This is a genomic window from Verrucosispora sp. WMMD573 (assembly GCF_027497175.1).
Taxonomy (GTDB): Bacteria; Actinomycetota; Actinomycetes; order Mycobacteriales; family Micromonosporaceae; genus Micromonospora.
The window spans coordinates 6075097-6099095 of record NZ_CP114901.1; the positions used below are offsets into that span (position 1 = coordinate 6075097).

The 23999-nt window shown below is 71.1% G+C and carries 23 protein-coding genes; 10 read left to right on the forward strand and 13 right to left on the reverse strand.

Annotation, left to right across the window (positions count from 1 at the left end; translation table 11 throughout):
* Window positions 1-2: 2 nt before the first annotated feature.
* Window positions 3-1490: a phytoene desaturase family protein gene (gene crtI, locus O7601_RS27465; RefSeq protein WP_281563947.1), complete on the forward strand. Its 1488-nt coding sequence runs from the start codon at window positions 3-5 to the stop codon at window positions 1488-1490.
* Between the two features lies 1 nt (window position 1491).
* On the opposite strand, the gene O7601_RS27470 is transcribed toward crtI, so the two are convergent.
* Both O7601_RS27470 and metF read right to left on the reverse strand, forming a co-directional pair.
* On the reverse strand, window positions 1492-2181 hold the full coding sequence (locus O7601_RS27470; RefSeq protein ID WP_281563948.1) for a CDP-alcohol phosphatidyltransferase family protein: 690 nt from the start codon (window positions 2179-2181) through the stop codon (window positions 1492-1494).
* Between the two features lie 43 nt (window positions 2182-2224).
* Window positions 2225-3142 carry a methylenetetrahydrofolate reductase [NAD(P)H] gene (metF, locus tag O7601_RS27475; protein ID WP_281563949.1) on the reverse strand — a complete coding sequence of 306 codons (918 nt, stop codon included), beginning with the start codon at window positions 3140-3142 and terminating at the stop codon, window positions 2225-2227.
* A 231-nt stretch (window positions 3143-3373) separates the two neighbouring features.
* Between metF and O7601_RS27480 the strand changes: the two genes are divergently transcribed.
* Together O7601_RS27480 and O7601_RS27485 are read left to right on the forward strand one after the other, a co-directional pair.
* Window positions 3374-3796, forward strand: a complete 423-nt coding sequence (locus O7601_RS27480; protein ID WP_281563950.1) for a hypothetical protein — start codon at window positions 3374-3376, stop codon at window positions 3794-3796.
* A gap of 149 nt (window positions 3797-3945) precedes the next feature.
* On the forward strand, window positions 3946-5028 hold the full coding sequence (locus tag O7601_RS27485; RefSeq protein WP_281563951.1) for a polyprenyl synthetase family protein: 1083 nt from the start codon (window positions 3946-3948) through the stop codon (window positions 5026-5028).
* A gap of 7 nt (window positions 5029-5035) precedes the next feature.
* On the opposite strand, the gene O7601_RS27490 is transcribed toward O7601_RS27485, so the two are convergent.
* Window positions 5036-5419 (reverse strand): Rv2175c family DNA-binding protein, encoded by a 384-nt coding sequence (locus tag O7601_RS27490; RefSeq protein ID WP_281563952.1) that lies wholly within the window; start codon window positions 5417-5419, stop codon window positions 5036-5038.
* 163 nt (window positions 5420-5582) lie between these two features.
* Between O7601_RS27490 and pknB the strand changes: the two genes are divergently transcribed.
* Together pknB and O7601_RS27500 are read left to right on the forward strand one after the other, a co-directional pair.
* On the forward strand, window positions 5583-7571 hold the full coding sequence (pknB, locus tag O7601_RS27495) for a Stk1 family PASTA domain-containing Ser/Thr kinase (RefSeq protein ID WP_281563953.1): 1989 nt from the start codon (window positions 5583-5585) through the stop codon (window positions 7569-7571).
* Window positions 7571-8449, forward strand: a complete 879-nt coding sequence (locus O7601_RS27500) for a deoxyribonuclease IV (protein WP_281563954.1) — start codon at window positions 7571-7573, stop codon at window positions 8447-8449. The genes pknB and O7601_RS27500 overlap by 1 nt, the downstream gene beginning before the upstream one ends.
* A 100-nt stretch (window positions 8450-8549) precedes the next feature.
* Here the strand turns inward: O7601_RS27500 and O7601_RS27505 are convergent, their stop codons facing one another.
* The 4 genes from O7601_RS27505 to O7601_RS27520 all read right to left on the reverse strand — a co-directional run bounded on the left by O7601_RS27505 (window position 8550) and on the right by O7601_RS27520 (window position 13621).
* Window positions 8550-9578 carry a GntG family PLP-dependent aldolase gene (locus tag O7601_RS27505; RefSeq protein WP_281563955.1) on the reverse strand — a complete coding sequence of 343 codons (1029 nt, stop codon included), beginning with the start codon at window positions 9576-9578 and terminating at the stop codon, window positions 8550-8552.
* 282 nt (window positions 9579-9860) lie between these two features.
* The gene (locus O7601_RS27510) at window positions 9861-11267 is read right to left on the reverse strand and encodes a 3-deoxy-7-phosphoheptulonate synthase class II (RefSeq protein ID WP_281563956.1); all 1407 of its coding nucleotides are present in this window, start codon (window positions 11265-11267) and stop codon (window positions 9861-9863) included.
* An 87-nt stretch (window positions 11268-11354) separates the two neighbouring features.
* Complete coding sequence (locus O7601_RS27515) at window positions 11355-11837, reverse strand: hypothetical protein (protein WP_281563957.1); 483 nt, start codon at window positions 11835-11837, stop codon at window positions 11355-11357.
* A 155-nt stretch (window positions 11838-11992) separates the two neighbouring features.
* Complete coding sequence (locus O7601_RS27520) at window positions 11993-13621, reverse strand: glycosyl hydrolase family 18 protein (RefSeq protein WP_281563958.1); 1629 nt, start codon at window positions 13619-13621, stop codon at window positions 11993-11995.
* A 214-nt stretch (window positions 13622-13835) separates the two neighbouring features.
* On the opposite strand from O7601_RS27520, the gene O7601_RS27525 reads away from it, so the two are divergent.
* The 5 genes from O7601_RS27525 (at window position 13836) to O7601_RS27545 (ending at window position 19249) form a co-directional block, all read left to right on the forward strand.
* Window positions 13836-14324 (forward strand): glutathione peroxidase, encoded by a 489-nt coding sequence (locus tag O7601_RS27525; RefSeq protein WP_281563959.1) that lies wholly within the window; start codon window positions 13836-13838, stop codon window positions 14322-14324.
* A 178-nt stretch (window positions 14325-14502) separates the two neighbouring features.
* On the forward strand, window positions 14503-15174 hold the full coding sequence (locus O7601_RS27530) for an NADPH-dependent F420 reductase (protein ID WP_281563960.1): 672 nt from the start codon (window positions 14503-14505) through the stop codon (window positions 15172-15174).
* A 787-nt stretch (window positions 15175-15961) separates the two neighbouring features.
* Window positions 15962-17356: a glycine betaine/L-proline ABC transporter ATP-binding protein gene (locus O7601_RS27535; RefSeq protein ID WP_281563961.1), complete on the forward strand. Its 1395-nt coding sequence runs from the start codon at window positions 15962-15964 to the stop codon at window positions 17354-17356.
* Entirely contained in the window at window positions 17353-18240 is an 888-nt protein-coding gene (locus O7601_RS27540; protein WP_281563962.1) for a proline/glycine betaine ABC transporter permease, read from the forward strand. Before O7601_RS27535 ends, O7601_RS27540 begins: the two co-directional genes overlap by 4 nt.
* A 100-nt stretch (window positions 18241-18340) precedes the next feature.
* On the forward strand, window positions 18341-19249 hold the full coding sequence (locus O7601_RS27545; RefSeq protein ID WP_281563963.1) for a glycine betaine ABC transporter substrate-binding protein: 909 nt from the start codon (window positions 18341-18343) through the stop codon (window positions 19247-19249).
* Between the two features lie 108 nt (window positions 19250-19357).
* Here O7601_RS27545 and O7601_RS27550 read toward each other — a convergent pair whose 3' ends face one another.
* The 6 genes from O7601_RS27550 to O7601_RS27575 all read right to left on the reverse strand — a co-directional run bounded on the left by O7601_RS27550 (window position 19358) and on the right by O7601_RS27575 (window position 23975).
* Window positions 19358-19954, reverse strand: coding sequence for a GNAT family protein (locus O7601_RS27550; RefSeq protein WP_281567065.1), 597 nt, complete (start codon window positions 19952-19954; stop codon window positions 19358-19360).
* A gap of 272 nt (window positions 19955-20226) precedes the next feature.
* Window positions 20227-20577: a DUF2203 domain-containing protein gene (locus O7601_RS27555; protein ID WP_281563964.1), complete on the reverse strand. Its 351-nt coding sequence runs from the start codon at window positions 20575-20577 to the stop codon at window positions 20227-20229.
* A gap of 226 nt (window positions 20578-20803) precedes the next feature.
* The gene (proC, locus tag O7601_RS27560; RefSeq protein ID WP_281563965.1) at window positions 20804-21622 is read right to left on the reverse strand and encodes a pyrroline-5-carboxylate reductase; all 819 of its coding nucleotides are present in this window, start codon (window positions 21620-21622) and stop codon (window positions 20804-20806) included.
* 69 nt (window positions 21623-21691) lie between these two features.
* A complete protein-coding gene (locus O7601_RS27565; RefSeq protein WP_093401195.1) occupies window positions 21692-22720 on the reverse strand; it encodes a 6-phosphofructokinase in 1029 nt (342 codons plus the stop codon).
* 157 nt (window positions 22721-22877) lie between these two features.
* On the reverse strand, window positions 22878-23372 hold the full coding sequence (locus O7601_RS27570; RefSeq protein WP_281563966.1) for a pyridoxamine 5'-phosphate oxidase family protein: 495 nt from the start codon (window positions 23370-23372) through the stop codon (window positions 22878-22880).
* 105 nt (window positions 23373-23477) lie between these two features.
* A complete protein-coding gene (locus tag O7601_RS27575; protein WP_281563967.1) occupies window positions 23478-23975 on the reverse strand; it encodes a polyadenylate-specific 3'-exoribonuclease AS in 498 nt (165 codons plus the stop codon).
* Window positions 23976-23999: the final 24 nt, after the last annotated feature.

Here is a 23999-nt window from a genome sequence, read left to right on the forward strand (position 1 = left end):
GCATGGCGCGGATCGTGGTGGTCGGTGCCGGGGTGGGTGGGCTGGCCACCGCGGCCCGGCTGGCCGTCACCGGACACCAGGTGACCGTTCTGGAACGCGCCGAGGAGGTGGGCGGCAAGCTGGGGCGGCACCGCCGGGACACCCTTGAGGGCGCGTTCCACTTCGACACCGGCCCCAGCCTGTTGACTCTGCCCGAGGTCTTCCACGAGCTGTTCGAGGCGACCGGGGCGAAGCTCGACGAGTACCTCGACCTGGTACCGCTGGACCCGATCGTGCGGCACGTCTTCCCCGGTGGCGGCCCGGTGCTCGACTCCTGCGCCGACCCGGCCGAGTTCGCCGCCCGGATCGGCGCGACCCTCGGCGACCGGGCCGCCGGCGACTGGCAGCGGTTGTGGCGGCGCGCCGCCCGGGTGTGGCACGCCTCGGAACGCGACATCCTGCGTCGCCGGGTCGACTCCCCCCGCGACCTGGCCCGGCTCGCCTGGCGGCTGCGCGACCTGGCCGCGATCCGACCCGGCCAGAGCCTGCGCGGGCTGGGCCGCAGCCTGATCTCCGACCCGCGACTGCGAATGCTGCTGGACCGGTACGCCACCTACACCGGCGCAGACCCGCGCCGGGCGCCCGCCGCGCTGGTCGCGGTCCCCTACGCCGAGCTGGCCTTCGGCGGCTGGTACCTGCGCGGCGGGCTGGGCACCCTCGCCGACGCGCTGCTGTCGCGCTGTCTGGACCTGGGGGTGGTGGTGCGCACCGGCACCACGGTGACCCGGATCGACGCGGTGGGCGGCCGGGTGCACGGGGTACGCGTCGCCGACTCGACCACCCCGATCCCGGCCGACGTGGTGGTGGCCAATGTCGACGCGCTCAGCGTCTACCGTGACCTGCTGCCCGACGCGCGCCGGCTGGCCGGGCTCACCGACCGCAGCCTGGCCGGATTCGTGCTGCTGCTCGGCGTACGCGGCGACTCCGGTCTGGCCCACCACAACGTCTTCTTCCCGTCCGACTACGACGCCGAGTTCGACGCGGTCTTCGGTGATCCGGGACGGGGGGTGCGGGCCCGCCCGGCCGCCGACCCGACGGTCTTCGTCACCGTGGCGAACGACCCGGCCGTCCGCCCGGCCGGGCACGAGGCATGGTTCGTGCTGGTCAACGCCGCCCGTCAGGGCACCGCCCCGGGAGCGATCGACTGGCGCCGGCCGGGGCTCGCCCAGGCGTACGCCGATCGGATCCTCGACGTGCTGGCCGAACGCGGCGTGGACGTACGCGACCGGCTGGTGTTCCGCGACGTGCGTACCCCGGCCGAGCTGGCCGCCGCCACCGGCGCGCCGGGCGGCACCATCTACGGCACGGCCGGTGGCCTGCTCCGGCCGGCCAACCGGGGACCGGCCCGGGGACTGTGGCTGGTCGGCGGCTCCAGCCATCCCGGCGGTGGTCTGCCGATGGTGACCCTGTCCGCGCAGATCGTCGCCGACGCGATCGGCCCGGCCTGGTAGCTCAGCCGGCGTCGACAAGTGCCCGGCGCACCGCGGAGAGCAGCTGTCCCAGCCCGAAGGCGGCGAGCAGCACCCAGACCGCGGTCGCCATGGTGATGGTGCCTGCGGCCAGGTCCACCTCGATCAGTCCACTCAGGCCGGCCAGCAGCAGGCCCGCCACGGCCACACAGACCCGGGTGGGTCGCTCCCCCACGGTGACCGCGCCGATCTCCCGCATGCCGGCGGCGACTGCGCGGGCTCGGACGTACTCGTGCAGCCAGGAGAGCGCGCCACCTGCGGCGACCAGCGCCCCCGGCGCGCCGACCAGCCAGAACGCCACCAGCCAGGCGGCCTCGCCGATCCGGTCGGCCAGCGAATCGTAGACGTAGCCGAGCCGGGTGGTGCGGCCGGTGGCCACGGCCACCGCACCGTCGACGCTGTCGGCCACCGAGGCGAGCAGCACGAACAGCGCACCCAGGAACGGCCCGTCGCCCGAGCGGACCGCGAACAGCGGTACGCAGAGACAGAGCAGGACCCCGACCACCGTGACCGCGGTCGGGCCGACCCGTAGCCGGCCCAGCAGGAACCCGATGTGATAGGAGAAGCGCAGCCAGCCACGTACCACCGGAGTGGCGGCCCGGGGATCGAACCCGCCGTGCAGCCGGGCCCACGCCGTGGCGTACTCGTTCCAGTTCAGCTGTCTGCCCACCACGGTTCAACCGTCGCGACAGCGCCGAGGTGTCGCGCGCCGGGTGTCACGTCGCGGCGCCCACCCGCAGGTTCTGCCATATTTCCCGGGTCGCGGTCGACCGGTTGAAGGTGATGAAGTGTATTCCCGGGACCCCCTCGTCGAGCAGCCGGCGGCACATCTCGCTGGTCTGCTCGATGCCGAGCCGGCGGACCGCCTCCGGATCGTCGGCGACCCGCTCGAACCGCGCGGCCAGCGCGGGCGGGAAGGGCGCCCCGGACAGCTGCACGGAGCGCTCGATGGTGCCGATCCGGGTCACCGGCATCACCCCGGCCAGGATCGGGGTGTCGCAGCCGGCGGCGGCCACCCGGTCACGCAGCCGAAGATACTCGTCGGCGTCGAAGAACATCTGGGTGATCGCGAAATCCGCGCCGGCCCGGCACTTGCGCACGAAATACTCGGTGTCGGCGGCGACGTCCGGTGAGCGCGGATGCCGGTAGGGAAAGGCGGCGACACCGACGCTGAAGTCGCCGGAGCGACGGACCAGCCGGACGAGGTCCTCGGCGTAGTGCACGCCGTCGGGGTGCGGGATCCACTCGCCGGTGGGGTCGCCCGGCGGGTCGCCGCGTACCACCAGCACGTTGCGTACCCCGACGCCGGCCAGCCGGCCGATCACGTGCCGCAACTCGGCGACGGAATGGTTGACCGCCGTCAGGTGGGCCATCGGCAGCAGGGTGGTCTCGGTGGCGATCCGCTCGGTGACCGCGACCGTGGTGTCCCGGGTCGAGCCGCCGGCACCGTAGGTGATCGAGACGAACGACGGACGCAGGGGCTCCAGCTCGCGGATGGCCTGCCACAACTGCCGCTCGCCCTGCTCCGTCTTCGGCGGCATGAACTCGAAGGAGAAGGTCGGCTGGCAGTCGCGGACCAGCTCCCCGATCGCCGGTTGCGGATTCGGGAGGACCGAGGGAAGACCGAGCGCCACGCACCGACTCTAGCGGGCCGGGCCGGACACCCCTACCGGCTTCCCAGCGGTGGGGACGCGTGCCGCGTTCAGGAACTGTCGCACCTGCCGGCTAACGTGCACGCCTGGCGCGGATGCGGCCGAGTCCGCACCTGGGGGCCGCGCGGGGGTCAGCAGCAGATCGGTGCGCACCGGCATCTCCCGTACGGGTGGGTCGGATCACCGCCACGCCGACCGGCCCCGGAGGCCCCGATGTCACACCCCCCGCCCAGCCGACCGCCGCTCGGCCCGATGGTGGCCCGGTTACGACTCGCCAAGGGCTGGAGCCAGTCCCGCCTCGCGGCAGAACTCTGCGCCGCCGCCGGAGTGTCCACGCTGAGCCGGCACGAGGTTTCTCGGTGGGAGCGGCAGGTGCGGGTGCCGGGCCGGTTCTGGCGTGGCTGGCTGGCCCTGGTGCTCGCGGCGCCGGCGAGCCCGCTGGCCACCGGGCCGGACGCCCTGTCGATCGAATCCGGCACACCCACTGATCCGGCAGGCAGATCCACCGGCCCGGCGGCCAGGCCGACCCGCCCCGCCGCCACAACCGTCGGTACGGCGGCCCGGCCCGGCGGGCGTGCCCGCCGGCCCCGGTGTCACAGCCCTCGCCCGGCCAACCGCCGCTCGGCCCGATGGTGACCCGGTCACAACTCGCCGGGCGCTCAGCGTCGATCGTCGACCCCGCCCCTCCGGCAGGGCACCGATCCGGCCGCGACCAGCAGTTGGCCCCGACGCGCCGAAGGGCGGGTGGGTCGTCGCGGCGCACCCCTACCCATTAGCGTCGGGGCGTGACCCATGCTGCTCCCGTCTCCCCCGTCGACCGTGCCAGCCTGCGCCAGCGGGTCGACAAGGCGCTGTCGGACTTCCTCGCCGGCCGTCGCGCCTGGATGACCGACGTCGACGACGCCCTGGTGCCGGTCGCCGAGGCGATCGAGGCGTTCGTGCTGGGTGGTGGCAAGCGGCTGCGGCCGGCCTTCGCCTACTGGGGCTACCGGGGTGCCGGCGGGGTGGACACCGACCCGGTGGTGACCGCCCTCGCCTCGCTCGAATTCGTGCAGGCCAGCGCCCTGATCCACGACGACCTGATGGACCGCTCGGACACCCGACGGGGTGAGCCCGCGGTGCACCGGCGGTTCGCCACGCGGCACCGCTCAGCGGGTTGGGGTGGCGACCCGGACGGCTTCGGTGACGCCGCGGCGGTCCTGCTGGGCGACCTGTGCCTGGTCTGGTCCGACGAACTGCTGCACTCCGCCGGACTCGACCCCCGGACGGTGGCCCGCGCCCGACCGGACTTCGACGAGATGCGCACCGAGGTCACCATCGGGCAGTACCTCGACGTGCTGACCCAGGCCACCGGCGACACCTCGCTGGAGCGGGCCGGCAAGGTCGCCCGGTACAAGTCAGCCAAGTACACCGTGGAACGGCCCCTGCTGATCGGCGCGGCGCTGGCCGATGCCCCCGCCGACGTACGCATCGCCTACTCGGCGTACGGCCTGCCGTTGGGTGAGGCCTTCCAGTTGCGCGACGATGTGCTGGGTGTCTTCGGCGACCCGGCGCAGACCGGCAAGCCGGCCGGCGACGACCTGCGCGAGGGCAAACGGACCTACCTGGTGGCGGCGGCTCTGGAGGTGGCCGACGACACCGGTCGTGCGTTGCTGCTCGGTGGCCTCGGCGACGGCGGGTTGGATGCCACCGGGGTGGCGCGGCTGCGGGAGCTGATCGTCGACACCGGCGCGCTGTCCCGTACCGAGCAGCGCATCGTCACCCTGACCGACACGGCGCTCGCCGCGCTCACCGCTGTCGACCTCGACACCGAGGCCCGGCAGGCGCTGGTGGACCTGGCCATCGCCGCCACCCGCCGCGCCGACTGACTCTCGGTCAGAAGCCCAGGGCCTGAGCGCGACGCTTGACCTCGCGGGCCTGATCGCCGCCGAGGGCGGCTGCGGAGGTGCCACCGGCCAACGTGTCGTCGGGCTCGTAGAGCCAGCGCAGTGCGGCCTCGTCGTCGTAACCGGCGTCGGCCAGCAGGGTGAGCACGCCCGGCAGGTGTTTGAGCACGGTCCGGTTGGCCACCAGGTCGGCCGGGATCCGGCGGACACCGTCACGGCGCACCGCGATCAGTTCCCGGTCCCGGATCATCTGGTGGACCTTGCTGATCGGCAGGTCGAGCCGCTCGGCGACGTCCGGCAGGGTCAGCCAGCCCGCCGCGTCGGCGGGACCGGCCAGGGGCGCGGCGCCCTCGGCGGGTACGGAATCGGTCACGCGCAACACCCTGCCACGCCACCCCTGGGCCCGGTCAACGGCCTCCCGGCAACCACCCTGAGCAGGGGCAATCGTCACCCTGCGCGCGCCGGACCCGGGCGGGGAAGCCTGTCGGTAGCATCCTGTTCAACCTTCGTCCCCTCGACACATAGACTGCCTGCTGATGGACACACAGGTCGCCGACACGTTGCTGGGCTCGCTGATCGACGGGCGCTACCGCATTCGCGGTCGCGTGGCCCGCGGCGGCATGGCGACCGTGTACACCGCCACCGACGAGCGGCTCGAACGCACCGTCGCCGTCAAGATCATCCACTCCGCCCAGGGAACACCCGGCCAGGCCGGCCGGCCCAGCTTCGTCGACCGGTTCACCGACGAGGCCAAGACGATCGCCCGGCTCACCCACCCCAACGTGGTGGCGGTCTACGACCAGGGCAGCCACGCCGGGCGGCCCTACCTGGTCATGGAGTACGTCCGCGGCCGCACCCTGCGCGAGGTGCTGGCCGAGCGGCGCCGACTCAACCCGGACGAGGCACTGGCCATCACCGAGCAGATGCTCGCGGCCATCGGCGCCGCTCACCGGGCCGGCCTCGTGCACCGCGATGTGAAACCCGAGAACGTGCTGGTCGCGGAGGCGCCCAGCGGCGGCCCGGCCAACCTCGTCGACAGTGTGGTCAAGGTGACCGACTTCGGGCTGGCCCGGGCCGTCGAGGCGAGCACCGACCACGACAGCGGAAACCAGTTGATGGCCACGGTGGCGTACGTCGCTCCGGAGCTGGTCACCGACGGCCGGGCCGACGCCCGCACCGACGTCTACTCGACGGGCATCGTGTTGTTCGAGATGCTCACCGGCCGGGTGCCGTACGACGGTGACCGGCCTATCGACATCGCCTGGCAGCACGTCGACCGGGACGTCCCCGCACCGTCGACGCTGGTGCCCGGCCTGCCGAGGGTGCTCGACGACCTGGTGGCCCGCGCCACCCGTCGCGACCCGTCGGCCCGCCCCGCCGACGCCGGCACGCTGCTGGCCGAGGTGCAGGTGGCCCGGGACGGGCTGGGCAGTCCGAACAGCCACACCGCTCTGATCGCTCCGGTGACCGACGGCCCGGCGGTGTCGCAACCGACGATGATGGTCGCGCCCGTACGCCCGCCCGAGCGACCGACCTGGGCCCGCCTGCCGGAAGGGGGTCCACCCGCCCGCGGTCGGCGTCGGGCGACGCCGAGCGGCGGTGACGATCTGCGTGCCCGACTGGCCGGGCTGGGCGCCCGGCTGACCGGCCAGGGCGGGGGACGTCTCGCCGTGGCGGCCGTCGTCGTGGTGCTCGGGCTGGTGGCCGCGCTCGGTGGCTGGTGGTTCGGCGTCGGTCGGTACACCACCGCGCCGCAACTGGTGAGCATGACCAAGGCCGAGGCGGAGGCACAGGCGTCCCAGGCCGGCTTCGACGTGGTCTACGCCGAGCCTCGGTATGACGACCAGATCCCCCGCGACGGCGTATTGGGCCAGGACCCCGCCTCCTCCGCCCGGATCCTCAAGGGCGGCACCATCACCCTCACCCTGTCGCTCGGGCCGGAACGCTTCGAGCTGCCGGACGTGGTCGGCAAGGAGTTCGCGCTGGCCGAGGCCGACCTGCTCAGCGCCCAGCTCAAGGTGGCCAAGGGCACCGCCCGGTACGACGACAGCCTGCCCGAGGGCATCGTGGTGGCCACCGACCCGAAGGCGGGCGAAGAGGTCAAGCCGGGTGACGAGATCACCGTCATCCTCAGTAAGGGCCGGGCCCCGATCACCGTGCCGAACCTGGTCGGCAAGAACCTCAACGACGCCCGTAACCAGATCGCGCAACTCGGCCTGGTGCTGGTGGAGCCAACGCGCAAGGAGTCCGACAAGCCGCGTGACGAGGTGATCGGGCAGAGCCCGGCCGCTGGCGGCGGCGTGGAGAAGGGCGCCCAGATCCGCCTGGAGGTCAGCGAGGGCCCACCGCTGGTGACCGTGCCGCGCGTCGTCGACCTGCCCTGCCAGCAGGCCAAGCAGGTGCTGGAGAGCCAGGGATTCCCGGTGGCGGTGCAGTTCAACCCGAACGCGGTCACCCGGTTCCAGAACCCGAACGAGAACGCCCAGGTCGCGCCGGGCACCCAGATCACCATCGGGTGTTTCTGATGCCGACGCCGGATGCCGGGTACCGGCCGATCGGATCACACACGCCCACCTCGGGAGGGCTGGCCAAGGCGGCGCTGCCGTACGTCGACGCAGCCGGCTCCGAGGTGGCGCAGGTCTACGTCGGCAACTCCCGGGGCTGGGCGATGCCGGCCGGCGACCCCGCGCAGGACGCGCTGTTCCGCGACGGCTGCGCCGAGCGCGGCGTCGCCGTCTACATCCACGCGTCGCTACTGGTCAACCTCGGCTCACCGACCGAGGCAACGGTCGAGCGGTCGGCCCAGAGCCTGGCGCACGCGCTGCGCCGAGGTGCCGCGATCGGCGCGCGCGGGGTGGTCTTCCACGCCGGCAGTGCGGTGGACGCCGGGCACTCCGACGCGGCCATGCGGCAGGTACGCGAGTCGCTGCTGCCGCTGCTCGACTCGGCCACCGACACGGGCGGCCCGATGCTGCTGGTCGAGCCGAGCGCCGGGGGCGGCCGGTCACTGGCCTGTCGGGTGGAGCAGCTCGGCCCGTACCTCGACGCGGTGGACCGGCATCCGCAGCTCGGGGTCTGCTTCGACACCTGCCACGCCTGGGCAGCCGGGCACGACCTGGCCGCCGAGGGCGGGATGACCGCGACGCTGGATGCCCTGGTGACCGCCGTCGGGGCGGACCGGCTACGGCTGGTCCACGCGAACGACTCGAAGGACCTGTGTGGTTCCACCCGGGACCGGCACGAGAACATCGGCAAGGGCATGATCGGCGAGCCCGCTTTTGCCGAGCTGATGCGTCACCCGGCCACCGCCGGTGTGCCGATCCTCGTCGAGACCCCCACCGAACGCCACGAGGGCCACGCCGCCGACATCACCACCCTCCGCCGCCTCCTCCCCCGCCCCTAACTTCCCCGCCTCCCTCGTTGATCATGAGGTTAGCGGCGATGTTGATCTCTGTGGGTGCCGCTAACCTCATGATCAACGGGGCAGGGTGGGGTGGGTGGGGTTAGCGGCGGAGGATGTGGGTGAGGGTGGTGATGGCCTGGTCGACCTGGGTGTCGGTGACGTCCAGGTGGGTGACCAGGCGGGCCGTGCGGGGACCGAGCACCGAAATCAGCACTCCCTCGGCGCGGGTGGCGGCGGCCAACGTGGGCGCGTCCAGCGGGGCCTTGGTCAGATCCAGCGGAACGATGTTGGTGCGCACCGTGCCGGCCAGCACCCCGAACGGGGCGACCGCCGCCGCCAGCCGGGCCGCCCTCGCGTGGTCCGCAGCAAGGCGCTCGACGTGGTGAGCCAGGGCGTACCGACCGGCGGCGGCCAGGATGCCGGCCTGCCGCATCCCACCACCCATCCGCTTACGGATCACCCGACCCCGTTCGATCCGGTCGGCAGCGCCCACGACCAGTGATCCGACCGGCGCGCCGAGCCCCTTGGACAGGCAGACCGACAGGGTGTCGAACAACGCGCCGTAGGTGCCCAGCGGCACCCCGTCGGCGACATGCGCGTGCCAGATCCGAGCACCGTCGCAGTGCAGCGCCAACTGCCCGTGGTCCGCGACCCGACGCAGCTCGCGCAGCACGTCGAGGGGAATCACCCCACCGCCACCACGGTTGTGGGTCTGCTCCACCGCGATCGCCCGGGTGGGCACCGCCCAGTAGCCGTCGGGACGCACCATGCCGGCGACCACGTCGGGGTCGAGCTGGACGCCCACCGCAGGCCAGGTCCGTGAGGTGACCCCGCCATACGCGGCGGCGGCCCCCAGCTCGTACGTGACCACGTGCGCGTCGGCGTCACAGAGCAGCTCCGAGCCGGGCGGCACCAGCAGTTGCAGGGCGATCTGGTTGGCCATCGACCCGCTCGGACAGAACAACGCCGCCTCGTGCCCGAACATCGCGGCGACCTCGACCTCCAGGGCCTGCACCGTCGGGTCCTCGCCGTAGACGTCGTCACCCACCTCGGCACCGGCCATGGCCTCCCGCATCGCGGCAGTGGGCCGGGTCACCGTGTCCGAACGCAGGTCGACCAGGTCAGCCACAGTCATTCCTTCGGCCGCCGACTGCGGGGCTCGCAAGCTCACTCCTCGCGTCAGCCACAGTCATTCCTTCGGCCGCCGACTGCGGGGCTCGCAAGCTCACTCCTCGCGTCAGCCACAGTCATTCCTTCGGCCGCCGACTGCGGGGCTCGCAAGCTCACTCCTCGCGTCAGCCACAGTCATTCCTTCGGCCGCCGACTGCGGGGCTCGCAAGCTCACTCCTCGCGTCAGCCACAGTCATTCCTTCGGCCGCCGACTGCGGGGCTCGCAAGCTCACTCCTCGCGTCAGCCACGGAGCATCTCCGCGACGAGGAAGGCCAGCTCCAGCGACTGCTGGGTGTTCAGCCGGGGGTCGCAGGCGGTCTCGTAACGGCCGGGCAGGTCGAGGTCGGCGATGCCCTGAGCGCCGCCGAGGCACTCGGTGACGTCCTCGCCGGTCAACTCGACGTGCAGACCGCCGGGATGGGTCTCCAGGCCACGGTGCACCTCGAAGTAGCCCAGCACCTCGTCGACGATCCGATCGAAGTGGCGCGTCTTGTAGCCGTTGGACGACTCGTGGGTGTTGCCGTGCATCGGGTCGCACTGCCACACCACCTTGGCTCCGGCGGCGGTCACCTTGGCGACGATCGGCGGCAGCGCGTCGCGGACCTTGTGGTTGCCCATCCGGCTGATCAGGGTGAGCCGGCCGGGGACGTTGTCCGGGTTCAGCTTCTCGCACAGCTCGATTGCCTGGTCCGGAGTGGTGGTCGGGCCGAGCTTGACCCCGATCGGGTTGGCGATGCGGGAGATGAAGTCGATGTGCGCCCCGTCGATCTGCCGGGTGCGCTCACCGATCCACAGGAAGTGCCCGGAAAGCCCGTACGGCCGGCCACCGGAGACCCGGGCCAACGCCCGGTCGTACTCCAACGCCAGGGCCTCGTGCGAGCAGTACAGGGTGACCGTGCGCAACGCGTCGTCCTCGGTCATCCCGCAGGCGCGGATGAACGCCAGGGCCCTGTCGATCTCCCGGGCGATCGCCTCGTACCGCTCGCCGGCCGGGGAGTTGCGCACGAAGCCCTTGTTCCAGTCGTGCACCGCGTGCAGGTCGGCCAGGCCACCGGCCAGATAGGCCCGCAACATGTTCATGGCGGCGGCCGAGTTCGCGTACGCCCTGATCATGCGCTGCGGGTCGGCGACCCGCGCCTCCGGCGAGGCCTCCAGCGAGTTGATCATGTCGCCGCGGTAGGCCGGCAGCCCCCGCGCGTCGGTCGGCAGCGATCGGGGCTTGGTGTACTGCCCGGCCACCCGGGCCACCTTCACCACCGGCAACGACGCGCCGTAGGTCAGCACGATGGCCATCTGCAACAGCGTGCGGGCGTTGGCCAGCAGGTGACTCTCGGTGTTGTCGGCGAAGGTCTCCGCGCAGTCACCGCCCTGCAACAGGAACGCCTTGCCCTCGCAGACCAACGCCAGACGCTGGCGCAACTGATCGACCTCGTAGGGGGCGACCACCGACGGCACGGTGTCGAGCACCTTGCAGACCTCGGCGACCTGGGCCTCGTCGGGCCAGGGCGGGGTCTGGGCACGCGGCAGTTCCCGCCAGCGGTCCAGGCCGAGGGCCTCGTCCTCGGCGGAGTCGACGGTCGGGCGGCTGGTCTGCAGCACCGGGCTGCCCACCGCCGGATGACTCAACTGATGCCACTCATGGCGCATGGTGTTCAGCGTACGGCGACCGGCCGAGTGGGCCACCGGCGAGGGGCCGGGTTCCGGTAGATGGACGACCCGCGAGGGTGGCGCAGCTCAGGGCGTGGGTGCCGGGGCCGGGCTGCGCGCGCCGGGCCGTTCGTCGGAGATGCACCAGTCGAGCCCGTCGCGGGTGACGGTGAACAGCAGCGGGCGGGACGCATCCTTCTTGCCGACGGTCACCGTTACCGCGGTGCTGACCTCCTGCCCGGACGGGCCGGGTCGAATGTCGGTGATCTCGGACTTCGACACCTCGAAGTGGTCGGCGAAGTCGCCGTTCGGCTCGGTGGCGGCGGCATCGAACGCCTCGTGCAGCACCGCGCAGAGCTGACTACGACCGGCCGCCACGTCCTTGGCGGCCATCGCGTCGAGGTACGCCTGGACCCGCTCGCGGGACCTCAGCATGGCCTCCTCGGCCGGCGCCCGCCCCGGCTGCTCCGCCTCGGTCTCACCACCGACGAGCCCACAGCCGACCAGCGCGAAGGGCACGGTGGCGAGCAGCGCGACGACGCCCGCCGGACGCTGGTACCTGACCCGCATCGTCACCTCCCTCGACGTCGGACATCGAGACACGGTCGAGCGGCGAGTCTGTCACACCGCCGCCCGGACATCGAGATCGACCCCGGGCACAGCGGACGGGGAGGGGCCGGTGCGGGGCCCCTCCCCGTCGTGTGGGTGGTGCGTCGACCGTCGGCTCAGCCGAGGCCGCCCTTGATGGCGCTGATCAGCTCACCGTTGCTGGTGTCACCGGAGAGCTCCCAGAAGAAGGCGCCACCGAGGCCCTGGTTCTTGGCGTACGTCATCTTGCCGCCGATGGTCGACGGGGTGTCGTAGCTCCACCAGTTGCTGCCGCACTTGGCGTAGGCCGTGCCGGCGACGGTGCCGGTGGCCGGGCAGGTGTTCTTGAGCACCTTGTAGTCCTCGATGCCCTGCTCGTAGGTGCCCGGTGCCGGTCCGGTGGCGGTGCCGCCCGGCGTGGACTGGGTGACCCCGGTCCAGCCACGGCCGTAGAAGCCGACGCCGAGCAGCAGCTTGTTGGCCGGGATGCCCTTGCTCTTGAGCTTCTGAATCGCCGCGTCGGACCAGAAGCCCTGCTGCGGGATGCCCGAGTACGAGTACAGCGGCGAGTGCGGAGCGGTCGGGCCCTGCGCGTTGAAGGCGCCGAAGTAGTCGTACGTCATCGGCATGATCCAGTTGAGATGCGTGGCGGCACCGGCGTAGTCCGTGGCGTCGATCTTGCCGCCGTTGCTGCCGTCGGCGGTGATCGCCGCGGTGACCAGGTTGTTCGAGCCGAACCGGGCGCGCAGCGCGCTGGCCACGTTCTTGAACGCGTTCGGGCCGCTGGCGTCACAGGTCAGGCCGCAGGCGTTCGGGTACTCCCAGTCGATGTCGATGCCGTCGAAGACGTCCGCCCAGCGCGGGTCCTCGACCAGGTTGTAGCAGCTGTCGGCGAAGGCGGTCGGGTTCTGCGCGGCCTGGGTGAAGCCGCCGGACCAGGTCCAGCCGCCGAACGACCAGATCACCTTGAGGTGCGGGTACATCCTCTTGAGCTTGCGCAGCTGGTTGAAGCTGCCACGCAGCGGCTGGTCCCAGGTGTCGGCGACGCCGTCGACGCTCTCCGCCGCGGTGTACGCCTTCTCGTAGTCGGCGTAGCTGTCCCCGATGGTGCACCGGCCGCCCGTGGTGTTGCCGAAGGCGTACAGGATGTGGGTCAGCTTCGCGGCCGAGCCGCTGGTGTGGATGTTCCGTACGTGGTAGTTGCGGGCGTAGACGCCCCACTGGGCGAAGTACCCGACCACCTTCTGCGCGCCCGGATTCGGCGGCGTGGTGGTCGGGGGCGTGGTGGTCGGCGGGGTGGTCGTGGGAGGCGTGGTCGTGGGCGGGGTCGTGGTGGGCGGTGCGGTGGTGGTCGGCGGCGTGCTGCCGCCGCCGCACGACGCTCCGTTGATGGTGCAGTTCAGTGGCGCCCGGTACGGGCCGGTGCCGTTGTAGCCCCAGCTGAAGGAGGCGCCCGGGGCCAGCGCACCGGCCCAGCTCTTCTTGACCGCCACATAGCGGTTGCCGTTGCGGGTGACGTCGGCGTCCCAGGAGCTGCCGATGCTGGTGCCCGAGGGCAGCTCGAACTCGATACGCCAGGTGCTGACGCTGGCGTCCGACCCGTTGGTGATGGTGACCCGCGTTTCGTGCCCCGTCCCCCAGTCCGACACCCGGGTGAACGAGGTGGTCACGCTTCCGGCGCCGAACGCCGAGGCCATCGGGACCGTGGCGACGGTCACCGCGACCACGGCGCCGACCCAGAGGGCCCGGCGAAGCGATCTCTTCATGTGGCGTCTCCAAACAGTTAGGAAACTTTCCAAAAGGATGAGGAGACGCTACTCACACGCCACCACTTCGTCAAGATGTCCATGTATCGATTCGGCGAGGAGGCCAGATTGGACTCTCCCCAACGTCACCGCCGGTCAAAGGTCGGATACCGATCGGTAACTTCGCGCTGCCCGGATCGCCCCCGCCCGTCGGCGCGGCGCTAGCCTCGGAGGCATGACCGTCTTCGACATCCCGATCGGTGCCCTCGCCGGTGGCCCGGCCGACCTCGCCCAGTACCGCGGACGCGCCCTGCTGATCGTCAACGTCGCCTCGCGCTGCGGCCTCACCCCGCAGTACGCGGGCCTACAGGCCGTTCAGGACGAGTACGCCGATCGCGGACTGACCGTGCTCGGCGTGCCGTGCAACCAGTTCGCCGGCCAGGAGCCCGGCAGCGCGGCGGAGATCAGCGAGTTCTGCCAGGTCAACTATGGGGTGACCTTCCCGATCACGGAGAAGGTCGACGTCAACGGGCCCGACCGCCACCCCCTGTACGCGGCCCTGGTGGACACCGCCGACGCCGACGGCCACACCGGCGACGTCCGCTGGAACTTCGAGAAGTTCCTCGTCGCCCCCGACGGCTCCGTCGCCGCCCGCTTCGCCCCCACGGTGACCCCCGACGACCCCACCCTCCGCGCCACCATCGACAAGAACCTCCCCAGGTAACCAGCCGCCCTCTTCGTCGATCATGCAGTTGTGGTCGCTCTTTTGGGGCTTTAGCACCCTTATGGACCGACCCGAACTGCATGATCGACGAAGAGGGCGGGAGGAGGGCGGGTAGGGGGCGGGTAGGGGCGGGGAGACGTAGGTTCGGGATGGGTCAGCGCGGGTGGAGGGGTGAGGTATGGCGACGGTGGGGTTGATCGGCAGCGGGCACATCGGCGGGACCGTGGCACGGCTGGCCGTGAACGCCGGGTACGACGTGGTGTTGAGCAACTCACGCGGGCCGGAGACCCTGACCGACCTGGTCGATGAGCTGGGGCCGCAGGCGAGCGCCGGCACCGTCGAGGCGGCGGCTCGCGCCGGTGACCTGGTGGTGGTCACCATTCCGCTCAAGTCGTACCGGTCCGTGCCGGCCGAGCCCCTGGCCGGCAAGGTCGTCGTCGACACCAACAACTACTACCCGCAGCGGGACGGCCAGATCCCCGAGCTGGACGAGGGCAGCGTCACCAGCAGTGAGCTACTGCAACGCCACCTGCCGCAGTCCCGGGTGGTGAAGGCGTTCAACAACATCTTCTTCAGGTACCTGCTCACCCTGGCCCGGCCCGGCGACGCCGCCGACCGCAGCGCGCTGCCGATCGCCGGCGACGACCCCGAGGCCAAGGCCACCGTGACCGACTTCCTGGACCGGATCGGCTACGACACTGTGGACGCGGGCACACTCGCCGACAGCTGGCGCTTCCAGCCGGACACGCCGGCCTACGGCGTCATCTACTCCGCCGACCCGGCGAACCGGGAACAGGCGACCCCGGCCGGCGTGGGCGTGCTACGCGCCGCACTCGCGGACGCCGGCTGACCCGACCATGGGCCGTGCTGCCGGGCGGCCTGCGGCACCAGGCCGTGAAGACGAGTCGATTCCCCGGCCAAGGGCGCAGACAGGGCCAGCTCGCGTCGGGCATGCGGACAAGCGGCCATGAGGTCGACGGCGGGATCACACCTCACCCGGGATGCACCATTCCGGCACCGGTCGAGATTCGTCAGTTTCCGGTTCCGCCGGTTCACCGGAATCAGATGCCGCCGGGCCGTGTAGATCTCATGGAGATTCCGTCTCGACCCCATGGAGATTCCATGTAGATCTCGTGACTTCTCGTGCCGGCCAGGATTGACCAGCACGAGACGAGTCGCCAGACTGAGGCGCGAAACACACCGAAAAGTGATGCCCCGCCAACCAAGAAAACGGCACTACCGGACCCGGCGGACGCCTGAAGCCAACCCGGGCGGAGAAACCATTCGGCGTCGTCATGGCGGCAAAACGTGATCATCTCGGCGTCGATATGGACCGCGACGTCCGGAGTGTCAGGCGCGTGAGGGCTCGTCAGCCACCCGCCGCTCGTTACCAGAAATCGACGTCGGCCGCCAATAGCCAGCCGAAACAACATCGACGCCCATGGCTACATCTCGTGTCACTAGGCCCCACCGGACGAGGCTGCGGGGTTTGCCGTTCCCAGAAAACTCTCGGGTAGTGTCGAGGCTCGCTCACCTGGGCTGCCCTGAGTTCGGCAGGCCCACGGCAGGACAGATTGTCGATAGCTTCGCGCCTGCGTACGCCGCCCGGGAATGGCGGCGTACCGTATGCCCCTTGGATGGAGACCGTGTCCGCACTCAGAGTGAAATCCCTATACAAGGTCTACGGAAACCGCGCCGACAAGGCAATGGAAATTCTCCGGAACAGCCCAGGTCGGGACGAGGAGCTGGCGGGGCTGTCGGTCACGACCGCGGTCGTCGACGCGAACTTCGAGGTCCGACGCGGCGAGATCTTCGTGGTCATGGGCCTGTCCGGCTCGGGGAAGTCCACCCTGATCCGGATGCTCAACGGGCTGCTGACCCCCACGCACGGCACGGTCGAGGTCGACGGGGTCGACATCACCAAGCTCAAGCCGGCCGCGCTGCGCAAGCTGCGCCGCGAGAAGCTCAGCATGGTCTTCCAGCACTTCGCGCTCCAGCCACACCGGTCGGTGTTGGACAATGCCGCCTACGCGCTGGAGGTGGCGGGCCGGCCACGCGCCGAGCGCCGGGAGAAGGCACAGCAGGCGCTCCGGATGGTCGGCCTCGACGGCTGGGCGGACAAGCTGCCGCAGGAGCTCTCCGGCGGCATGCGCCAGCGCGTCGGCCTGGCCCGCGCGCTCGCCGCCGGCACCGACATCATGCTCATGGACGAGGCGTTCTCCGCGCTCGATCCGCTGATCCGCCGCGAGGTGCAGGATCAGCTGATCGAGCTACAGGCTGAGCTTGGCAAGACGATCGTGTTCATCACACACGACCTCAATGAGGCGATGCGTCTCGGCGACCGCATCGCGGTCATGCGGGCCGGTCGGATCGTTCAGATCGGCACTGCCGAGGAGATCCTCACGGACCCGTCCAACGACTACGTCGCCCAGTTCGTCGCTGATGTCGACCGGACCAGGATCCTCACCGCGTCGGCGGTCATGGAGCGACCGCTCGGCGTCGTGGACGTCGACGCCGGTCCGCGGGTGGCCGCCCGGGTGCTACGGGAGACCCAGACGTCGGCGGTATACGTGACCGGCCGCAACAAGCGGTACCTGGGCACCGTGACCGCCGACGCCGCCGCCCAGGCCGTCCGGGACGGACGGAAGAACCTCCAGGACATCATGTCGACCGACCACGTCCGCACGGTCGAGGACACGACGCCGGTGGCCGAGATCTTCGCCGCCGCCGCTCAGAGCCCGGCGCCGGTCGCCGTGGTCGACGACGCCGGGCGGCTCGCCGGCGTGATTCCGCGGGTCACCCTGCTGAGCGCCCTGGGCAGCCTCAGCGCCGACACCGGCGAGACCACCGCCACACCAGAGCCTGCCGACGAGACCGGCACGGCTCCGGCCACTGACCCGACCCAGGCTGGCGAGGCGGCCGATCCGACCCGGGCCGTCGCAGCGGCCGGCACGGCACCGACCGGAGGCGGCAACGCCACACCTCCGGTGGTTGCCGAACCATCGGTCCGGCTGACGGGAGAGCCCGCATGAACAGCGCCGACAGTATCGATGACCTGCTGCCGTACGTGCGGATCGGCGACGCGTTCAAGGTCGGCGTCGACTGGTCCAGGGATCATCTGTCCGCCGTCTTCGACGGCATCGCCGCCGCCGTCGACTCGCTTGTCGAGCCGCTGGTGGACCTGCTGACCGCACCCCCGGCCATCGTGATGGTGCTGATCTTCGCCGGCCTCGGCTGGTGGCTGCGGGGCTGGAAGTTCGGGCTCGGCACCACGCTCGGACTCGGCCTGGTGGCCGGGCTGCCGATCTGGGAACAGACCATGAGCACACTGGCGCTGGTCCTGGTGGCCAGTGGACTCGCCCTGCTGCTCGCCGTACCGCTGGGTATCCTCGTCGCGGAGAGCCGCCGTGCGTCGGCACTCGTCCGGCCGGTGCTGGACCTGATGCAGACGATGCCCGCGTTCGTCTACCTGATCCCGGCCATCTTCTACTTCGGCGTCGGCGCCGTGCCCGGGGTGCTGGCCACCGTGGTGTTCAGTATGCCGCCCGGGGTCCGCCTGACCGAGTTGGGCCTGCGCCAGGTCGACCGCGAGGTCATCGAGGCCGGCGAGGCGTTCGGCGCGTCGCCGTGGACGATCCTGCTGCGGACCAAACTGCCACTGGCCCTGCCGACCATCATGACCGGCGTCAATCAGGTCATCATGCTGGCCCTGTCGATGGTCGTCATCGCCGGGATGGTCGGTGCCGGTGGTCTCGGTGAGGTGATCATGACGGCGCTCGCCCGGGTCCAGGTGGGCACGGGCTTCGAGGGCGGCATCGCAGTGGTGATCCTGGCTGTGGTGCTCGACCGCCTCACCGATTCGATCGGCGCGCGTACCGCCTCCGCGAAGGCGCAACGCGCCATGCAACAGGCCTGACCCACGTCCTGACCCACGCGGGGAAGTCACCGGTTGCCGGCGCCCTGCCTCGCTACCGCGAGTTCCGCCGGTTCACCGCAACAAGGGAAGGAAACTCCACATGTGGAGCAGTAAATTGGTGCGCCGGGTCGCGCTTGCGGCCACCGCCGCCCTGGCGCTGACCGGCGTCGCCGCCTGCGGCGACGACGGCGACTCCGGCAACTCCGCCGGCGACAACAAGCAGATCACCATCGGCTACATGGCCTGGGACGAGGCCATCGCCACCTCCTACCTCTGGAAGAACCTGCTGGAGGAGAAGGGCTACGACGTCGAGCTCAAGAACGTCGAGGCGGGCATCGTCTACCAGGGCCTGGCGACGGGGGACATCGACCTCTTCCTCGACAGCTGGCTGCCGCAGACCCACGCCGACTACATGAAGGAGTACGGCGACAAGATCGAGAAGGTGGGCGTCTGGTACGACAACGCCAGCCTGAGCATCGCCGTGCCGGAGTACGTAAGCGACGTCAACTCGCTTGAGGACCTGGCCGCCAACGCCGACACCTTCGGCGGCGAGATCATCGGGATCGAGCCCGGTGCCGGCCTGACCGCCGCCACCCAGGACAAGGTCATCCCGGAGTACGGCCTGACCGACAAGCTCACCTTGAAGACGTCGTCGACGCCGGCGATGCTGGCCGCGCTGGACGGCGCGATCAAGGACCAGAAGCCGATCGTGGTGACTCTCTGGCACCCGCACTGGGCCTACGCGAACTACCAGCTGAAGGACCTTGCGGACCCGAAGGGCACGCTCGGCGGGGCCGAGGAGATCAACACGCTGGCCCGTCAGGGCTTCGGCGCGGACTTCCCCGAGGTCACCGAGATGCTGACGAAGTTCAAGATGGACGACCAGCAGCTTGGCTCGCTTGAGGACCTGATGTTCAACGTGCACAAGGACGACGAGGAGAAGGCCGTCGAGGAGTGGCTGAAGGCCAACCCGGACTACGCCGGGACGGTGGAGGTCGCCACCTCCTGATCCGGCCCTGAGCGATCAGCCGTCGGTGGCCGGACCCCACCTGTCCCCGCCACCGGCGGCTGATCCATCTCTCCGCAGCCACGCCTTCATCTCTCAGCGGCCACGCCTTCATCTCTCAGCGGCCACACCGCCGGGATCCCCCACTGACGGGACGCCGGTGCGCCGGGTCCGCCACTCGGGGGCCAGCACCGACCAGACCTCCAGGTCGATCCGGCCGTCCGGGCCGGGCAACACCTCGCGCAGCACGCCGTCGCGGCGCATGCCCAGCCGACGGGCCACCGCGATGCTGCGTACGTTGCCGGCGTTGGTCCGCCACTCGACCCGATGCAGTCCGCGCTCGACAAGCACCCAGTCGATGAGCCGTTCGACCGCCCGGGTCACCAGCCCCCGTCCCTCGGCGGCCGGTTCCAGCCAGCAGCCCGCCTCGCACACCCCGGACGCCGCGTTCAGCGACACCAGCAGCACGCCGCCGACCAGCTTGCCGCCCCACCAGATGCCCCAGATGCCTCCGTCGTCGCGGGCCCACCTGTCGGCATAACGCTGGAGCACGTGCCGCGCCCCATCGAGGTCGGTGGCCACAAAGGACGGCGACACCCACGGCGCGATGTGCTGCCGCGCCCGGTCCAGGTTGGCCAGGAACTCCTCGGCGTGCCACGGGTTCAGCGGCCGCAGCTCGGCATCCTCGCGCAACGCCAAGGCGAACATCATTCGCCGGGCTCCGCCGGCGCACCACTCATGGCGCCCAACATGACCGTCCGTAGCCGGACCAGTTCCCGGGCGTCATCCACAGTCGCCCGCCGCACGTCACTCACCGGCAGAGCCTAGCCGTCTGCGCGTCTCGGCCCCGACCGGCCGTCTCCCCCCTCCGCCAGCCGCCGATCGATGGATCCGTCCACCGTCAGGATCGTCACGGGCTCGCGCCGATCGAGTCAGCGGCACGGGTGGGAGCGCGGGGCAGGTCCCGACGGGCGGCAGGGTCAGATCGGGCGGCGGCCGGCGAAGCCGCAGTCGGCGCGGTGGTACCAGCGCACGTCGGTGTCCCCCTCCAGCCAGCACCAGAGCACCTGTCGGCCCTCGCGCTCGCCGGGAAAGTCGAGCAACACCGGTGCCACGCTCTTGACCTCGATGCCGTGCTGCTGGATCTCGTCGAGGACCGCGTACAGCCGGGCCTCCAGGCCCTTGACCTCGGCCCGACCACCGAGTGCGCTGAGCCCGTGGGAGGCCAGGTCGGCCTGCAACTCGGCCAGATCGGCCCGGACCCGGATCAGTTCCTCGATCCGGGGATGCAGGGTGGCCACCAGGTGCCGAGCCTGGGCGAGAGTGAACACCGCGCCAGTATGCGCCACCCCGATCACCGGTACGATCCGGCATCGCTGAACTGACCACCGCTGTGTCCGCGCCCGCTACCGTCCCGAGAGCCGGCCAACCACCCGTCACCGCACGAGACGCCGCATTTTTGCGCCCTCAACTCGACCGGGATACCGCCACTCACCGCAACCCGCGCCGGCAGCGCCAACCGGGGCGGGAGCCCGGGCGGGGCGGGGGAAGGGTGGGTTACTCGGCTTGGGCGGCTAGTTGACGGGCGCGGTCGCGGGCGGCTTCCAGGGCGGCCAGCAGGGCGGCGCGTACGCCGTGGTTCTCCAACTCGCGGATCGCCGAGATGGTGGTGCCGGCGGGCGAGGTGACCGCCTCGCGCAGCTTCACCGGATGTTCGCCGGAGTCGCGCAGCATCACCGCCGAGCCGATCGCGGTCTGCACGATCAGGTCGTGCGCCACCTGGCGGGGCAGACCGAGCAGGATGCCGGCGTCGGTCATCGCCTCGACCAGCAGGTAGAAGTAGGCCGGGCCGGAGCCGGAGAGCGCGGTCACCGCGTCCTGCTGGGTTTCGGGCACCCGGATCGTCGCGCCGAGCGGCTTGAACATCTCCTCGGCCAACGCCAGGTGCTCACCGGTGGCGTACGCGCCGGCCGAGATCGCGGTCATCGCCTGGTCCACCAGGGCAGGGGTGTTGGTCATCACCCGCACCACAGGCGTGCCTTCGGGCAGTCGGCGGCTGAAGAAGCTGCTGGGCAGGCCGGCGCAGAGCGAGATCAACAACTTGCCGGGCGGCACCTTGGGGCCGATCTCGTCCAGCAGCGCCGCGGCGTCCTGCGGTTTCACCGAGACGGCCAGCACCTCGGCCTCGTCCACGGCGGTGAGATTGTCCACCACGCGTACGCCGTAGCGGGCGGCCAGTTCCTCCGCGCGGGCCGGGCGGCGGGCGGTGGCCAGCAGCCGGTCCACCGGCCAGCCGGACCGCAGCAGCCCGGAGAGCATCAGCTCGCCGATCTTGCCCGCCCCGATCACCGCGACCGTGTGCACCCCGGCTGACACTGGCGTACCCCCTTCGTGGGCCGGCGTCGCGGCGGGCCCGGTGGCCCGACCGCGACGCCGGAACGACGATCAGCTACCGAAGAAGACCTCGGCCTCGGCGTACCGCTCCAGCGGAACGGTCTTCAGCTCGGCGGTGGCGTCGGCGAGCGGGACGCGGACGATGTTGGTGCTCTGCATCGCGACCATCTTGCCCCAGTCACCCTCGTGGGCGGCGTCGATGGCCTGCAGGCCCAGCCGGGTGGCGAGCACCCGGTCGAACGCGGTGGGGGTGCCGCCGCGCTGGATGTGGCCGAGCACCACCGTGCGGGCCTCCTTGCCGGTCTTGGCCTCCAGCTGCTCGGCCAGCCACTGGCCGATGCCGCCGAGCCGCACGTGCCCGAACGCGTCCAGCTCCTGGTTCTGCAGGACCATCTGGCCCTCCAGCGGCTGGGCGCCCTCGGCGACCACGACGATCGGGGCGTACTGGTGCTGGAAGCGCTTCTCGACGTAGCCGGCGACCTGCTCGACGTCGAAGTTCCGCTCGGGGAGCAGGATCACGTTGGCGCCGCCGGCCAGGCCGGCGTGCAGGGCGATCCAGCCGGCGTGCCGGCCCATCACCTCGACCACCAGGGTGCGGTGGTGGCTCTCGGCGGTGGTGTGCAGTCGGTCGATCGCCTCCATGGCGATGTTGACGGCGGTGTCGAAACCAAACGTGTAGTCGGTCGCGCCGAGGTCGTTGTCGATGGTCTTCGGCACGCCGATGACGTTGACGCCCAGCTCGTGGAGCTTGGTGGCGACACCGAGGGTGTCCTCACCGCCGATGGCGATCAGGGCGTCGACGCCCTGCGCGGCCAGGTTGTCCTTGATCCGCTCGACGCCGTTCTCAATCTTGAACGGGTTGGTCCGGGAGGAGCCGAGGATCGTGCCACCACGGGGCAGGATGCCGCGGACCTCCGCGATGCCGAGCGGGCGGGACAGCCCCTCGAGCGGACCCTTCCAACCGTCCTGGAAGCCTACGAATTCGTGGCCGTAGCTGGCGACGCCCTTACGGACCACCGCCCGGATGACCGCGTTGAGACCCGGGCAGTCGCCGCCGCCGGTGAGCACGCCGATACGCATGATCTGCTCATCCTCCTGGGGAGCATCTGGTCAAGCCCGATCAAGCCCCAGGATATGTGTCAGCGCGGACCCTCGGCACCGTTGCCGGCCCGGGGCGGGCCGTCCCTACGAACTGTAGTCGCAGCTCGGTACGGACCGCACCGCGCCCCGCTACCGGTCAGTAGCCGTCCTCCTGGCGATCGGCCGGCGACCCACCGCCGGACGCTGCGCCGACCGGTCCGATCAGCTCGATCTGACCACCCCGGGCGTCCCAGCACCGGACGCCCGTGGGGTGCACGGCGACCAGCGTGAGCCCCGCCGTGGCCGGACCGTCCGGAAACCACGAGGCCAGTCCGGGGTGCCACAGCCGTTCGGCGCGTGCCTGATCAGGGTCGTCCCGCGCGCTGCCGGTGATCGAGGCCCAGACCTGCGCCCGCGGGTCGTGCAAACTCAGCTCGATCTCCGGGTTGACCCGCACCTGCCGGACGGTCGCCGAGCCGGCGTACGCGAAGAACCACAGCTGCCCGTCGAACTCCGCCCGTTGCAGGGTCATCGGCCGGCCCACCAGCCGACCGTCGAGGGAGATCGTGGTCAGGGTGCAGGTCCGCGCGGCCCGGATCAGCTCGGTGATCCGGGTCCGGGCCTGTCGGCCGCCGATCACCCCGCCGCTCACGTCGACACTCCCCTGCACCCGCCCACGCCGGCACTCCCTCGCCTCGGCCTCTCGGCGAACCCGGTGCCCGGGACAGCACGGGTCAAACCACCGAAATACCGAATCTCACGAACCGGTCATCGCCCGCCAGCGGGCCAGGTTGTGCCGGGCGTCGACAAGCGCGTCGTGCCGGGCCGCCGCGGCGTTGGGCAGCGGGGGCCGACCCCGCTCGTCCCACAACTGCCGCAGCTCCTTGGTGTACCGGGGGATCTCCCGGGGCAGCGCCGGCATCGCGCCCCACAGCTGCGCCAAGGCCACGTGGTCGTACGCCGCGTACCAGGCCCACAGCTCCACCTCCTCGCCGGGGCGGCCCCTGACCGGCTCGACGAGAAAGTCGTACAGGTCGTCGCGGATGCGCTCGCGGGACCGCCACGCCCGGTCGGCCGGGGAGGGCAGTTTGTCCAGTACGTTGCGGCGCACCCAGGGAACCGCCCGGGACGCGTCGAACTCGGTGGAGACCGCGTAGAACTCGCGGCCGTACTCGTCGACGACGCCGATCGAGACCAGTTCGACGGTCCGGCCGTCCTCGATGAACTCGCAGTCGTAGAAGTAGCGGTAGGCCATCGCGACCATCCTCGCCGACAGTCA

Bases quoted from the DNA above. Each gene is read 5' to 3' on its own strand.
- crtI (WP_281563947.1), top strand. From the start codon at position 3: ATGGCGCGGATCGTGGTGGTCGGTGCCGGGGTGGGTGGGCTGGCCACC.
- O7601_RS27480 (WP_281563950.1), top strand. From the start codon at position 3,374: ATGTCACACCCCCCGCCCAGCCGACCGCCGCTCGGCCCGATGGTGGCC.
- pknB (WP_281563953.1), top strand. From the start codon at position 5,583: ATGGACACACAGGTCGCCGACACGTTGCTGGGCTCGCTGATCGACGGG.
- O7601_RS27500 (WP_281563954.1), top strand. From the start codon at position 7,571: ATGCCGACGCCGGATGCCGGGTACCGGCCGATCGGATCACACACGCCC.
- O7601_RS27510 (WP_281563956.1), bottom strand. From the start codon at position 11,267: ATGCGCCATGAGTGGCATCAGTTGAGTCATCCGGCGGTGGGCAGCCCG.
- O7601_RS27515 (WP_281563957.1), bottom strand. From the start codon at position 11,837: ATGCGGGTCAGGTACCAGCGTCCGGCGGGCGTCGTCGCGCTGCTCGCC.
- O7601_RS27520 (WP_281563958.1), bottom strand. From the start codon at position 13,621: ATGAAGAGATCGCTTCGCCGGGCCCTCTGGGTCGGCGCCGTGGTCGCG.
- O7601_RS27525 (WP_281563959.1), top strand. From the start codon at position 13,836: ATGACCGTCTTCGACATCCCGATCGGTGCCCTCGCCGGTGGCCCGGCC.
- O7601_RS27530 (WP_281563960.1), top strand. From the start codon at position 14,503: ATGGCGACGGTGGGGTTGATCGGCAGCGGGCACATCGGCGGGACCGTG.
- O7601_RS27535 (WP_281563961.1), top strand. From the start codon at position 15,962: ATGGAGACCGTGTCCGCACTCAGAGTGAAATCCCTATACAAGGTCTAC.
- O7601_RS27540 (WP_281563962.1), top strand. From the start codon at position 17,353: ATGAACAGCGCCGACAGTATCGATGACCTGCTGCCGTACGTGCGGATC.
- O7601_RS27545 (WP_281563963.1), top strand. From the start codon at position 18,341: ATGTGGAGCAGTAAATTGGTGCGCCGGGTCGCGCTTGCGGCCACCGCC.
- O7601_RS27550 (WP_281567065.1), bottom strand. From the start codon at position 19,954: ATGTTCGCCTTGGCGTTGCGCGAGGATGCCGAGCTGCGGCCGCTGAAC.
- O7601_RS27565 (WP_093401195.1), bottom strand. From the start codon at position 22,720: ATGCGTATCGGCGTGCTCACCGGCGGCGGCGACTGCCCGGGTCTCAAC.
- O7601_RS27575 (WP_281563967.1), bottom strand. From the start codon at position 23,975: ATGGCCTACCGCTACTTCTACGACTGCGAGTTCATCGAGGACGGCCGG.